This window comes from Metapseudomonas otitidis (genome assembly GCF_011397855.1).
Lineage (GTDB): Bacteria > Pseudomonadota > Gammaproteobacteria > Pseudomonadales > Pseudomonadaceae > Metapseudomonas > Metapseudomonas otitidis.
This window is the reverse complement of sequence record NZ_AP022642.1, coordinates 3,726,695-3,740,192: the sequence shown is the minus strand read 5'-3', so window position 1 is coordinate 3,740,192 and position 13,498 is coordinate 3,726,695. Positions and strand designations below refer to the sequence as shown.

11 protein-coding genes are annotated in these 13,498 nt (G+C 68.5%); 3 read left to right on the top strand and 8 right to left on the bottom strand.

Annotated elements, in window-relative coordinates; translation table 11 throughout:
- Positions 1–7 precede the first annotated feature (7 nt).
- Entirely contained in the window at positions 8–1,591 is a 1,584-nt protein-coding gene (locus PotMrB4_RS17080; protein ID WP_232060728.1) for an N-acyl-D-glutamate amidohydrolase, read from the bottom strand.
- A gap of 245 nt (positions 1,592–1,836) precedes the next feature.
- Positions 1,837–2,748, bottom strand: a complete 912-nt coding sequence (locus PotMrB4_RS17075; protein ID WP_142008306.1) for a LysR family transcriptional regulator — start codon at positions 2,746–2,748, stop codon at positions 1,837–1,839.
- A gap of 140 nt (positions 2,749–2,888) precedes the next feature.
- Between PotMrB4_RS17075 and PotMrB4_RS17070 the strand changes: the two genes are divergently transcribed.
- Genes PotMrB4_RS17070 through PotMrB4_RS17060 form a run of 3 tightly spaced genes read left to right on the top strand, consistent with a single transcriptional unit; the run spans position 2,889 to position 6,817 of the window.
- A complete protein-coding gene (locus tag PotMrB4_RS17070) occupies positions 2,889–4,265 on the top strand; it encodes an L-serine ammonia-lyase (protein ID WP_172434017.1) in 1,377 nt (458 codons plus the stop codon).
- A gap of 38 nt (positions 4,266–4,303) precedes the next feature.
- Positions 4,304–5,479: an acetylornithine deacetylase gene (gene argE / locus PotMrB4_RS17065; protein ID WP_172434016.1), complete on the top strand. Its 1,176-nt coding sequence runs from the start codon at positions 4,304–4,306 to the stop codon at positions 5,477–5,479.
- 60 nt (positions 5,480–5,539) lie between these two features.
- Entirely contained in the window at positions 5,540–6,817 is a 1,278-nt protein-coding gene (locus PotMrB4_RS17060) for an MFS transporter (RefSeq protein WP_172434015.1), read from the top strand.
- Positions 6,818–6,955: 138 nt separating this feature from the next.
- Here PotMrB4_RS17060 and PotMrB4_RS17055 read toward each other — a convergent pair whose 3' ends face one another.
- From PotMrB4_RS17055 to PotMrB4_RS17030, 6 genes are all read right to left on the bottom strand, one after another.
- Positions 6,956–8,020 (bottom strand): alpha/beta hydrolase, encoded by a 1,065-nt coding sequence (locus tag PotMrB4_RS17055; protein WP_172434014.1) that lies wholly within the window; start codon positions 8,018–8,020, stop codon positions 6,956–6,958.
- A gap of 171 nt (positions 8,021–8,191) precedes the next feature.
- Positions 8,192–8,665: a nuclear transport factor 2 family protein gene (locus PotMrB4_RS17050; RefSeq protein WP_172434013.1), complete on the bottom strand. Its 474-nt coding sequence runs from the start codon at positions 8,663–8,665 to the stop codon at positions 8,192–8,194.
- Positions 8,666–8,708: 43 nt separating this feature from the next.
- The gene (locus PotMrB4_RS17045; RefSeq protein WP_172434012.1) at positions 8,709–10,760 is read right to left on the bottom strand and encodes a pyridoxamine 5'-phosphate oxidase family protein; all 2,052 of its coding nucleotides are present in this window, start codon (positions 10,758–10,760) and stop codon (positions 8,709–8,711) included.
- Positions 10,761–10,821: 61 nt separating this feature from the next.
- Complete coding sequence (locus PotMrB4_RS17040; RefSeq protein ID WP_172434011.1) at positions 10,822–11,451, bottom strand: glutathione S-transferase family protein; 630 nt, start codon at positions 11,449–11,451, stop codon at positions 10,822–10,824.
- Between the two features lie 139 nt (positions 11,452–11,590).
- Positions 11,591–12,505: a LysR family transcriptional regulator gene (locus PotMrB4_RS17035; RefSeq protein WP_172434010.1), complete on the bottom strand. Its 915-nt coding sequence runs from the start codon at positions 12,503–12,505 to the stop codon at positions 11,591–11,593.
- A 2-nt stretch (positions 12,506–12,507) separates the two neighbouring features.
- Positions 12,508–13,422, bottom strand: coding sequence for a LysR family transcriptional regulator (locus PotMrB4_RS17030; protein WP_142008323.1), 915 nt, complete (start codon positions 13,420–13,422; stop codon positions 12,508–12,510).
- Positions 13,423–13,498 lie beyond the last annotated feature (76 nt).

Here is a 13,498-nt window from a genome sequence, read left to right as displayed (position 1 = left end):
GGCTGGCTCAGCCGTGGGGATGGTGGGCGGGAAGGAAGCGGCCGTAGACCTGGGACACGCCAAGATCCTCGGCGTAACCCTCGTCGCGGCTGTAGGCGACGCGTCCATTGACCAGGGTGGCCAGCACGGCGCGGTCGTTGCGATTGACCAGACGCATGAGCGAGGTGTTCTCGATGCGGGCCTCGGTCACCGTGTCCAGGCTATCGTCCAGACCGCTCGGGTCGACGATGGCGATGTCGGCGCGGGCGCCGACGTACAGGTGCCCCGCATCCAGGCCGTACCAGTTGGCCAGCTCCGACGTCAGGCGGGCCACGGCATCACCGGTGCGCATGAAGGGGCGGCCGGCCAGTTCGGCGTCACGTACGTACTTGAGCAGGCGCAACGGGAAGTTGTAGAACGCCAGCCCGCGGATGTGAGCGCCCGAGTCCGCGAAGCCCACGTGCACATTCGGGCTGCGGATCAGGCTGTGCATCACCTTCTCGCGGCTGTTGCCCATCAGCGTGGTCCAGACCAGGTCGGTCCTGTAGGTGGTGGCCAGGTCCAGGAAACAGTCCACCGGATCCTGCTGGCGGGCAGCGGCGATCTCGCCGAAGTTCTTGCCGACCACCGACGGGTCCGGACAGGCGATCACGTGGGCATCGGAGAAGTCGCGCTGCCAGAGGCCGACCTTCAGTACGCTGTTGATGCCGTCCTTGAACATCTTGCGGAACTCGGGCTTGGCCGCCTCGGCGTACTGGTCTTCCTCGTTCTGCAGGTTGCGCAGGACCAGGCCGCCAGCGAACTCGTCGAAGTTGTTGAAGTTCAACCCCGAGCTGTAGACCCGCAGCGGTGCCGGCAGGAACTGCCACTTGAGGTTGCCCTGCAGCAGCCAGTTGGAAATCCAGCCACTGAGGCGCGCCTGCAGGTGCAGCAGCGGCGCGACCTTCAGGTCCAGGGCGGTGAGCAGGGTGGTCTTCAGTCTCGGACGGAACCAGCCGGCGGTGGCGAACATCAGCCTGACCGCGCTGGAGGGTTCGGCCACGTCCGGCGCGCCCTGGAGGATCGCTCCCCGCTTGCGCAGCTTGGCGAACAGGCGCTTGTACTCCTTCCAGGTGGCGAAGGTGGAGGGCAGGGGACGCGACCAGGCACGCTCGCCGGCAACGCGGTCGATCTTGGTCTTCATCACCGACAGGCCGAGGAAGCCGCTGTCCAGTGCCTCGTCCAGCAGGCGCTCCATGTGCGCCTGCTCGGCGCTGCTGGGCAGGCGCGGGGTGGTGGCGTCCACCAGGCCCATGGCGGCGGAGCGGATATCCGAGTGGCCAATGAAGCAGGCCACGTTCGGCCCCAGGGGCAACCCTTCGAGGAAGCGTCGGTACTCGGAGGGCGTGCGCCAGGTCTTCTTCTCCTGCAGCAGCGACAGCACGTGATCGTGCGGGATGGATTCCACGCGGCTGAACAGGTCGGCACAGTCTTCGGCGCTGGCCGTCACCATGCTCAGCGAGCACAACCCGGTGGCCACGGTGGTTACGCCATGGCGGATCGACTCCTTCAGGCCTGCCGCCGTGAGGATCTCCGCGTCGTAGTGGGAGTGCATCTCGAGGAAGCCGGGCATCACCCAGCACCCCTTCGCATCGATTGATTTCTGGCTTTTGGCGTCGTCAGGTATTTTCGGTTGGATAGTGGCGACTTGCCCTGACTTGATGCCGATGTCTGCCTGTATGCCGGATTCATTGGTGCCGTCAAAGAAGAGGCCGTTTCTGATGATCAGGTCATAGTTCATTTCTTGTCCTTTAATATGACTACGATCAACATCAGAATACAGGCGAGCCTAGGCCTGTCAAGCCGCCTCCGTGGTGGTTAGCGGAAGGCCTGCATCTGGCTGGTGAGGACCTGGAGCATGCTGCTGGCGGCCACCGACAGGCGTCGCCCGACCCGTGTGACCAGGTGTGCCTCGGCTTCGAGGAACAGCGGATGGTCGATGTCGCGGCAATGGATCTCGCCGGATTCCAGCTCGCTGGCGATGGCGAAGGCAGGGAGGAAGGCGATGCCCAGGCCGGACTTGGCGAACTGCTTGAGCGTGGCGATGGAGTTGGTGGTCATCACCGGGTCGAAGCGCACCTTCTCGGCGAATTCGAGCACGTCCAGCAACTGGCGAACGCCATGGGTCGGGTAGGTCACCGCCAGCGGGTACTCCAGCAGGTCGCGTGCCTTCAGGGGCGTGTCGTCCCCGCGTAGCGGCGAGTCGGGACCGAAGATGACCTTCATCGGCTGCTTGCGCACCGAGCGCGAGACCAGCTTGGGGTGGCTCGGCGGGTTGTAGACCAGGCCGATTTCGGCCTCGTCCTCGAGCACCTTGCGGATCACCTCATTGGTGCCGGCCGAATCCAGGCTGAGCTTGATGCCGGGGTGCTTGCGGCAGAAGCGACCCAGCGGGCCGGCCAGGATGTCGGCGATGAAACCCTCGCCCAGCACCACGCTGACGTGGCCGGAGCGCATCTCCCGCAGCGACTGCAGGCGGGCCTGCAGGTCGGCCACGTGAGCCTCCTGTTCGCGGTGGAACTCCAGCACCTGGCGGCCGGCTTCGGTGACGGCCACCCCCCGGCCACGGCGCTCCAGCAGCGCGGTGCCCAGTTCCGCTTCCAGCAGCTGGACCTGGCGAGTCACTGCCGAGGGCGCGACGTTCAGCAGGTCCGCCGCTGCCCGGATACTGCCCAAGCGAGCGGCTTCGTAGAAATACGCGATGCGGGAAAGGTTCAGGGGACTGGCCATGCGGGGCGCCTCGGGGTTGTTCGAATTAAGAGAACAAAAAGCGAAATTCGCTTGATTGAAGTCACTTCTGCTCGATCCTAGCATCGGCCCCACTCTGGCGGACACGGCAAATTTCCGCTGAATCCTGCGGGCTGAACATCATGCGATTGAGCGTTTTTGATCTCTTCCGGATCGGGGTCGGGCCCTCCAGCTCCCACACCGTCGGACCCATGCGCGCGGCGCGCACCTTCGTCGAGACGCTGGATGAGCGGGGCGACCTGTCCCGGGTGGTCCGCGTCAGGGTCGAACTCCACGGGTCGCTCAGCGCAACCGGCAGGGGGCACGGCACGGCCGAGGCGATCCTGGCCGGCCTGTGCGGGGAGGCGCCGGAGACCATCGGGCCGGACACCTCCGCCCAGCTCTTCGCCCATGTCCAGCGTTTCAAGCGCCTGCCTCTGCGTGGCATGGAGAGCACCCTGCGCTTTTCCCTGGACGATGACCTGCTGTTCCACCCCGGCGCCTTGCCCCAGCACCCCAACGGGATGCGGCTGAGCGCCTGCGACGAGGCCGGTGTGGTGGTCTTCGCCCGCACCTACTTCTCCATCGGCGGTGGCTTCGTGGTCAGCGAGGGGGAGCATGCGAGCGCGTCCACCCCGGTGGTGGACGACCAACCGCTGGCGTTCAGCAGCGCCGCCGAGCTGTTGCAGCTGTGCCGCCGCGAGGGCACTGACATCGCCGGCATCATGCAGCGGCGTGAATGCCAGGTGCGTTCGCCCGAGGCCGTGTACGGCGGGCTGCAGCACCTCTGGCGCACCATGTCGGCGTGCATTGACCGGGGCATGCACAGCACCGGCGTACTGCCCGGCCCGCTGGAGGTTCGGCGACGCGCCTCGCAGGTCTACTCCATCCTCAGCGGCCGCGACCCCGCGCTACAGCACACGCCGGATGCCGCCCTGGACTGGCTGAGCCTGTACGCCATGGCCGTCAACGAAGAGAACGCCTGCGGTGGCCGCGTGGTGACTGCGCCCACCAATGGCGCTGCCGGGATCATCCCTGCGGTCATCCGCTACTACGTCGACTTCATCCCCGGCTCCAGTGAGGAAGGGGTCAACCGCTTCCTGCTCACCGCTGCGGCGATCGGGATCCTCTACAAGCTCAACGCCTCCATCTCCGGCGCCGAAGTGGGCTGCCAGGGCGAGGTCGGCGTCGCCTGTTCCATGGCGGCTGCCGGGCTCTGTGCGGTTCTGGGCGGCACGCCCGAGCAGGTCGAGAACGCCGCCGAGATCGGCATGGAACACCACCTGGGCCTGACCTGCGACCCGGTGGGCGGACGGGTGCAGATCCCCTGCATCGAGCGCAATGCCATGGGCGCGGTGAAGGCGCTCAACGCTGCGCGCATGGCGCTGTTCGGCGATGGCCGGCACGTGGTGTCGCTGGATGCGGTGATCAGCACCATGAAGCAGACCGGCGCCGACATGCAGACCAAATACAAGGAAACGTCACTGGGCGGGCTGGCCGTGAACATCATCGAATGTTGACGCAGCCCACCGATTCCACCTGCCTGAAGGGCTTTGCAATGCCATCGGAAAACTTCCTCACTCCCTATCCCTGGGTCGAGCGGCTCATCGCCATGGACACCACCAGCGTCCTCTCGAACCTGCACCTCATCGAAGAGGTGCGCGGCTACTTCGCCGCCCATGGAATCGACAGCGTTCTCACTTATGACAAGGACCGGCGCAAGGCCAACCTCTTCGCGACGGTGCCCGCCCATGACGGCCGTGTCACCGGCGGGCTGGTGCTCTCCGGGCACACCGACGTGGTGCCGGTGAAAGGGCAGGCCTGGGACTCCGACCCCTTCGTGCCCACGGTCCGCGGCGACTGGCTCTATGGCCGGGGGGCCTGCGACATGAAGGGGTTCCTTGGCGTTGCCCTGGAAATGCTCCCGGTGATGCTGGCCAGCCGGCTCGCAGACCCGATGCATTTCGCGCTCTCCTACGACGAAGAGATCGGCTGCGCCGGTGCCCCGTCCATGGTGCGCGACCTTGTACAGCGCGGCGTGCAGCCCAAAGGCTGCATCGTCGGCGAGCCCACCGGCATGGGCATCGTCGTCGCCCACAAGGGCATCAACGCCTACCGCTGTTGCGTGCGTGGCCATGCGGCGCATTCATCCCTGCAACCACGCGGCGTCAATGCCATCGAGTACGCCGCGCGCCTCATCACCTTCATCAGCGACCTGGCCCGCCAATCCGCCGCCGACGGCCCCTTCGACAGCGCCTTCGACGTGCCCTACAGCACCGCCCAGACCGGCACCATCCAGGGCGGTATCGCCCTCAACACCATCCCCGAGCACTGCGAGTTCCAGTTCGAGTTCCGCAACCTCCCCGGTGCCGATCCGGACGCCATCTTCGAGCGCATCCACCGCTATGCCAGCAGTGTGCTGCAGCCGGAGATGCAGGCGCGGGTCGAGAGTGCCGGCATCTCGTTCGAGACCATCTCCCGGGCGCCCGCGCTGGACAGCGGCGAGAAGGAAGCGCTCTGCGCCCTGATCGCCGGCCTGCGGCAGGACCGCACCATGCGCCAGGTTTCCTACGCCACCGAGGCGGGGCTGTTCCAGGAAGTCGGGGTGCCCACCATCGTCTGCGGCCCCGGCCACATCGCCCAGGCCCACAAGAGCAACGAATACGTGGCGCTGGACCAACTCGCCCAGTGCGAGCAGTTCCTGCGCCGGCTGATCGCCAGCCAGAGCCTCTAGGGCTCCGGCTGCCGCCATGGACCGCACAACAATCACAACACGGGAACAGGTAGGACGAGCATGAGCCAATGGCAATCGAATCTGCACGCGGACACGGCCCACGGCCACCCGCAGGTGCGCGTCACCAAACTTTTCATCGGCACCATGGCGCTCTCGCTGCTGGGGGTGTGGCTGTCCGTCTTCGCCCCCATCCAGGTGCTGCTGGCCCAGCAGATGGAGCTGATCGCGCCTGCGGGCAAGGAGGCCGCGCTGGGCATCGTCATGGGCATGGGGTCGGCCGTGGCGCTGCTGGCGCAACCCATCATCGGCGCGCTTTCCGACCGCACCACCCTGCGCTTCGGCCGGCGCCATCCCTGGAACCTGGCCGGCATCCTGCTGGGCGCCCTGGCCCTGGCGATGCTCGGCCAGCAGTCCAGCCTGCCCGGTGTGCTGCTGTGGTGGAGCGTGGTTCAGGTGGGTACCAGCGCCGTGCTGTGCTCGGTCACCGCCGCCATCCCGGACAGCGTTCCGCTGCAGCAGCGCGCGACGGTCAGCGCCTGGAACGGCGTGACGCTGTCGCTGGCCGTGGTGATCGGCGCCATGCTCACCACCGTCTTCACCTCCGGCATCGCCAACGGCTACCTGCTGGTGGCCGGTGGCTTCGTGCTGTTTTCGATACCCTTCGTGCTGGCCACGCGCGACCCGGCGATCCAGCGAGCCTCACTGCAGCCATGGAGCCTTTCGGGGTTCCTCAAGGGGTTCTGGATCAGCCCCAGCAAGCACCCCGACTTCGCCTGGGCCTGGTCGACTCGCTTCCTGGTGGGCCTGAGCAGCGCCACGGGCACCATGTTCTTCCTCTATTTCCTGCGGGACGGGCTGCGCTACGAGCAGCTGTTCCCCGGTGAGCGTGCCGAGGACGGCCTGCTGGTCCTGGTGCTGGTCTATACGGCAGCGGTGGTGGCGTCGGCCTTCCTCAGCGCAATGATTTCCGACCGCACCGGCCGGCGGCGGATCATCGTCGTGATCGCCGGGCTGGTCATGGGGTGTGCTTCGTTGCTGCTGGCGTTCTGGCAGACCTGGCCGATGGCGATCCTGTCCTCGGCGGTGCTCGGGCTTGGCTACGGCGCCTATGTGGCCGTGGACCAGGCGCTGATCAGCCAGGTATTGCCCAGCTCCACCGACCACGCCAAGGACCTGGGGGTGATCAACATCGCCATCGTCGGCCCGCAGATCCTCGCGCCGGTGATCTGCGCGCTGCTGATCACCCAGGTGGGTGGCTACCACGCTCTCTACGCCTTCTCCGGGCTGGTGGGGATCGCCGGCGGGCTGCTGGTCTTCCGTATCAAGAGCGTGCCGTAGCGCGCACGCGGTGTGCACTGCACAGGCGGCTTCGGCCGCCTTTTTCATGCCTGGCGGATGGCCCTCTAGCCCGTGGAGCGGGAATAAAAAAACCGGCCGAAGCCGGTATCAAGGTGGAGCAGCGTGCAGGTGGACGGTTCAGCCCGTGATGGGGCGATCCGGCCAGTTCGTGCGGGCGGCGGCGAGCGCTTCTGCCGCCCGCTGCATTTCGGCCCGTGCGGTACGGCTCACGCCCATCATGTTGGCGAAGCCGTGGATCAGTCCGGGCGCGCGTCGCAGCCGGGTCGCTGGAGCAAAGGCACTGAGCCGGGCGGCATAGAACTCGCCTTCATCCCTCAGTACATCGAACTCGGCGGTGGCGACGTAGGCGGGCGGAAGCCCGGCCAGCGAGCTGGCGGTTGCAGGCGACAGGCCCAGGTCCTGGTAGTTTCCTTCCGGGGCGTAGAGGGCTTTCGCCCAGTCCATTTGCGCCTCACTCAATATGTAGCCGCTGCTGAAGGTCTGGTAGGCACGCGATTTGTTCAGCACATCCAGCACCGGATAGAACAGCAACTGGTAGTGCGGCATCGGCCAGTCCGAGCTCAGCACCTTCCGGCAGAGCGCAGCGGCCAGGTTGCCCCCCGCACTGTCGCCCCCCACGGCCACGAAACAGGGCACCCCGCCAAAGCTGGCGAGGTGGTCCAGGGTGTAGCGGTAGGCTGCCTTGGCGTCATCCAGCGCGGCGGGATAGACATGCTCGGGCGCCAGCCGGTAGTCCACCGACACCACATGGATGTCGGCGTACCGGGCGAGGTAGCGGCAGATGGAGTCGCAACTGTCGAGCCCGCCGGAAACCCAGGCCCCGCCATGGAAGTAGAGGAGCACCCCCTTGGCGTCCGGGGAGCCGACGTAGTGCCGCGCCGGAATGGGGCGCGGATCGGCGTCGATGCTCAGTGCGCGCACGCTGTGCAGCGGGATCTCCCGCCCACCGAAGGTCCAGGCGTCCAGATCGGTCTGGGCCCGTACCTGGTCCATGGGGCGGTTCTGCGGGTTGGCCGCATCGATGTCGCCCATCAACCGCAGGAACATCGACACCTCAGGGCACAGCGTATGGCCGGGCAGGTCCAGCCGGCCCGCGCCGATCTTCTTCTGCAGCGACCCAGGTAACGCGCCCAGTGCTTCCACGAGGTACTTCAAAGCGTGATGGGACAGTTTCTTCTTCATCAAACAGCAGCCCCGGACGGTGTGAGGCCGGAAATCTACTGAGCACGCCGGATGGGGGCAATTCGGGTGGTGCGAGTGTTTTGTTCTGTTTATTGGAACGCTTGCTCCCGGCTCCAGGGCCGGGTGAGCCGCTGCGCTTTCCAGCAGCGGCTGCAGCGTGAGGCGGGCCCGCTACAACCCCAGCTCGCTCAACCCGGGGTGCTCGTCGGGCCGCCGGCCCTGGGGCCAGTGGAACAGCCGCTGGTCCTCGCGGATCGGCAGGTCGTTGATGCTGGCGTGGCGGGCCTGCATCAGGCCGTGTTCGTCGAACTCCCAGTTCTCGTTGCCGTAGGAGCGGTACCACTGCCCCTCGGCGTCGTGCCATTCGTAGGCGAAGCGCACGGCGATGCGGTGGCCTTCGAAGGCCCAGAGTTCCTTGATCAGGCGGTACTGCTGCTCGCGCTGCCACTTGCGGGTGAGGAACTCGCGGATCTGCTCGCGGCCACGGGGGAACTCGCTGCGGTTGCGCCAGCGGCTGTCGACGGTATAGGCCAGGGCGACCCGCTCCGGGTCGCGGCTGTTCCAGCCGTCTTCGGCCATGCGCACCTTCTGCACGGCGGTTTCATGGGTGAAGGGGGGAAGCGGGGGGCGGGTTTCGGCAGTCATGGTCGTGCCTCTTCAGGTGTGGGCGTGGTGTCAAAGGTAGCCGCTAAAGGTCGAGCACCAGCGGCTGTGGCGCACCGGCGGCGGGCACCGCGCAGCAGATCAGCGCCTCGCCCGCGTCTGGCAGGCTGGCCGGTGGCTGCGGGTAGGTCACCTGGCCGCTGAGGATGCGCGTGCGGCAGGTGCCACAGGAGCCGCTGCGGCAGCTGAAGTCCGGCTGCAGCCCGCGGCTCTCCGCCAGCTCCAGCAGGCTGCCGCCCTCGGGCTGCCAGCGGGCCTCCTTGGCGGACTGCTGGAACAGCACCGGCACCGCCTCGGTGGCCGCCGGGGGCAGCGCGTCGGCTGGGCTCGCCGTGTCCGGCCGGCGTTGCAGGCTGGAGGGGCCGAACGTCTCGGCGTGCAGGCGGCTGTCGCTGATGTTCAGCGCCCGCAGGTCGTCGTAAAGCGCCTGGGTGAAGCCGGAGGGGCCGCAGAGGACGAAGTCGTAGTCGTCGAAGGGCAGCACGGCCTTGAGCAGGGCGGTGTCGATGCGCCCCGCCTGGTCGAAGTCCCGCCCTTCCTGCAGTTCGCCTTCCGGCTGGCTGAGTACCCGCAGCCACTGCAGCGTGTCGCCGGCTTCCTGCTGCAGGGCGGCCAGTTCGCGGCCGAAGGCCAGCTCGCTCCCGTGGCGCGCGGACTGGATCAGCCAGACCACACGGCGACGGCGCAGGCGATGGTTCTGGTAGTGCACCTCGCGCAGCATGCTCAGCAGCGGCGTGATGCCGACACCGGCCGCCAGCAGCACCAGCGGGCGGCGCTCCTCCGGGTCGAGCACGAAGCGGCCGCGCGGGGCCTTGGCCTCCAGCAGGCTGCCGACGCCCAGGTGCGCGTGCAGGTGTTGGGAGACGAGGCCGTCGCGCTTCACGCTGATCCGCAGGAAGCCGTCCGACGGTGCACTGGACAGGCTGTAGGTGCGGATCAGGGGTTGCGCCTGGCCCGGCAGGGTGAGCCGCAGCGGCAGGTGCTGCCCGGCGGAGAAGGTCGGCCAGCCGCCCTGGTCGGCGGGCTCCAGGTAGAAGGAGCGGATGCTGGCGCTCTCGTCCTGCACCCGCGTCACCCGCAGCGGGCGCCAGTGGTCGCGCTGCGCGGCGGCCTGCAGGCGGGCCTCGGCCTCGTCCCAGCTGCCGGTCATCAGGCTGTTGGCGGAATAGCCCTGGAAGGCCCAGCGCAACGCCAGGGCGGCGGGGCGGCGGATGACCTGCTCCACCTCCAGGTGCCAGAGCCGTTCCGCTCCCTGGAAGGCGCGGATTTCCTCACCCTCCAGCGTCAGCTCGGTGCGCCCGCTGAGTTGCAGGATGTCGCCGCTGGCGAAGTCGATGAACAGCAGGCTCGCCTGCGGGTTGAGCAGCAGGTTGCCGAGGGTGTTGAAGTGCAGGTTGCCGGCGAAGTCCGGGATGCTCAGGCGGTTGCCCTGCACCCGGACGAAGCCGGGCTGGCCGCCCCGGTGGGAGACGTCCACGGTCCGGTGGCCATCGGCGAGGGTGACGTAGCTGGCGACGAAGAAGGTGTCGGCGCTGGCGATCACCTGGCGTGCCGCATCGTCCAGCTGGGCGAGGTGCTCGACTGGGGCTGCTGGCGGAGTCGTGGCTGCGACGGTCTCGTACTGGCGCAGCTGGATGTACTGCGGGCAGTTGCCAAAGGTCTGTTCCACGGCGATGCCCAGCCCATGCCCGTCACGGGCCACCACCTGACCGTTGAGGCGGTTGCGCCGCCGGCTGTGCAGCTCGATGCCCAGCAGGCCGACCGCCGCGCCGTCGGTGAGGGCGGCTGCGGCCGGGTCGCCGGCCTGGGGCAGGGCGTCCAGCCGCAGCATGCGTGGGGCCGGCGAGTGGGCGAAACCGACCGGGCCTTCGAGGATGCTGGCCCAGGGGCGCCCCTCGGCGTCCACCGTGCCCAGCAGCACGAAGGGCAACTGGCGGTAGAAGGCGCGGTGCTGCTCGGGCATGTGGTCGCGGATCACCCGCCGGCCCATGTCCGCCATGCGCTGGGCCACCCCGGCGCGTGCCTGCAGTTGCTGTTCCCCGGCGTGCCAGGGGGAGGGCTCGGTCGGCTGGTTCATGGTGGGGCTCCCGCTGGAGAGGCGTAAGGCCCGGCGCAGCCGTGGCTGCGCCGGGGGCGCGTCAGGCGCTTTGCAGGCCGGCTGCCGTGCGCGGCATCGGCACGAAGCCGGGCAGCGCTTCGACGCGGGCCAGCCAGGCGCGGACCTGGGGGTAGGGCTCCAGGGATACGTTGCCCTCCGGCGCGTGGGCGATGTAGCTGTAGCCCGCCACATCGGCCAGGGTCGCCTGGTCGCCGGCGAGGAAGGGGCGCTGGGCCAGCTCCTGCTCGATGACCGCGAGCAGCGCGTGGGAGCGGGCGATGGTGGGCTCGGCCTCGTAGGGCGCGCCGAACACGGTGATCAACCGCGCAGTAGCCGGGCCCGAGGCGATCGGCCCGGCCGCCACCGAGAGCCAGCGCTGCACCCGGGCGGCGCCCAGCGGGTCGTTGGGCAGCCAGCGGCCGGCCGGGTCATGCTTCTTCGCCAGGTACACGAGGATGGCGTTGGAGTCGCTGAGCACCACGCCGTTGTCGTCGATCACCGGGATCTGCCCGAAGGGGTTCATGGCGAGGAATTCCGGGCTCTTGTGGGCGCCCTTGGCCAGGTCGACGAAGACCAGCTCCGCCGGGATGCCCAGTAGCGAGAGGAACAGCTCGATGCGGTGGGCGTGGCCCGACAGGGGGTGGTGAAAGAGCTTGATCGGCTTGGACATGATGATCTCCGTGGCACAGGTGGGGGAAACAGGGGCCGGTCGGCCGTGCTGTGGAGTCATCTTCGGTGCGCAAGGGTTTGGGCGGAATCGCCAGGAATGGCAATCCTTTGTTTTGGAATCTGGAATAAACGCCGAGCGGCTAGTCGTCGCCCGTCCCGTTCAGGGCGCCGTGATTGCGCAAGCCGGCCACCGCCAGGTCGACGAAGCTGCGCACCCGCGCGGCGGCGCGGCGCCCCTCGCGGTACACCACGTGCAGCGGCACAGGGGGCGGGGCGAAGGGGTCGAGAACGGTGCGCAGCTGCCCGTTGGCCAGTTGCTCATGGGCCTGGTAACCCAGGCAGCGCGTCAGGCCGCCGCCCAGGCAGGCCGCCTGGATCGCACCCTGGGTCGTGGCGCAGGCCAGGCGCGGGCGCAGCGGGTACGGGCGCAGCTCACCGTCGACGCGAAAGCGCCACTCGGGGAGCCGCGAGTCCGCCAGGGCGTGGATGATCCGGTGCCGGGCGAGGTCCGCCGGGGCCTGGGGTTCGCCGTGCCGGGCCAGGTAGCCGGGGCTGGCGCAGACCACCCGGCGCACCTGGCCGACCGGCAGCGCCACCAGGGAGGAATCCGGCAGGCTGCCGGCGACGATGGCCACGTCGAGGCCTTCCTCATGCAGGTTGGGCAGCCGTTCCAGGTAGCGGACGACCACATCCACCTCGGGGAAGCGCTGCAGGTAGTCCAGCAGCATCGGGGTCAGCATCTGCTGCCCGAGCAGCAGCGGCATGCTCACCGTGAGCCGACCGCGCGGTTCGAGGTGCAGCCCGGCGGCCGAGGCTTCGGCTTCCCGCACCTGCTGCAGCAGCCGCTCGCAGTCGGCGGCGAAGCGCTGCCCGGCTTCGGTCAGCGTCACGCCCTGGGTGCTGCGCTGCAGCAGGGCCAGGCCCAGGCGCTGCTCCAGTGCCTCCACGGCGCGGGTCACGGTGGGCGCCGACAACCCCAGTTGGCGCGCGGCGGCGGCCAGGCTCAGGGTCTGGCTGACGGCGAGGAAGGCCTGCATCTGCCCGTGGCGGTCCATGTTCAGGGCTGCCGGTTGCGGTTCAGGGCCGGGTCCCGGGCCAGGCGTTCTGTGCAGAAGTCGACGAAGGTGCGCACCTTGGCGGCGATCCGCCGTCCGCCCTGGTACACCACGTGGATCGGCAGCGGCGGTTGCTCGAAGGCCTCCAGGACAATCTCCAGCTCACCCCGGCGCACCTTGTCGGCCACCTGGTAGCTCAGCACCCGGGTCAGCCCCCAGCCCAGGCAGGCGGCGTGGATCGCGGCCTGGTTGGCGGTGACCACCAGGCGCGGCTGGGGGCGGATGTTCAGCGGCCGGTCTTCTTCGATGAACTGCCACTCGCCCAGCGCCTGGCTGCTGGCCGAGGCCACCACCTGGGCCTCCTGCAATTGTGTGGGGTGGGTGGGGCGGCCGTGGGTGGCGAGGAAGCCCGGCGAGGCACAGACCACCCGGCGCACTTCGCCCACGCGCACGGCGTTGAGGCCACTGTCCGGCAGGTGGCCGATGCGCACGGCGACGTCGATGCCTTCGTCCACCATGGCGACCACCCGGTCCACCAGCAGCGCCTTGATCTGCACCGCTGGGTGCTGGTCCAGGTACTCCACCATCAGCGGGGTGACGAACAGCTCGCCGAACAGCACCGGCGCGGTGACGCTCAACTGGCCGCGCGCGGTGGCGTGGCTGCCGGCGGCGGATTCCTCCGCCTCCTCCAGCTCGGCGAGGATGCGCCGGCAGTCCTCCACGTAGCGCTGGCCGGCCTCGGTGATGTGCACGCTGCGGGTGGTGCGGGCCAGCAGCAGGGTGCCGATGCGCTCCTCCAGCGCCGCCACGGCGCGGGTCACGCTGGGTGGCGACATGTTCAGGCGGCGCGCGGCGGCGGCGAAGCCCTGTTCCTCGGCCACGGCGAGAAACACCTGCATCTCCTGGAAACGGTCCATCTCGGGCTCCTGTGGGGCGATGCGCAAGAGTGGAGCCTGTGTTGTGTCGCTGGCAACAGATCGTCCGTGACGGCCG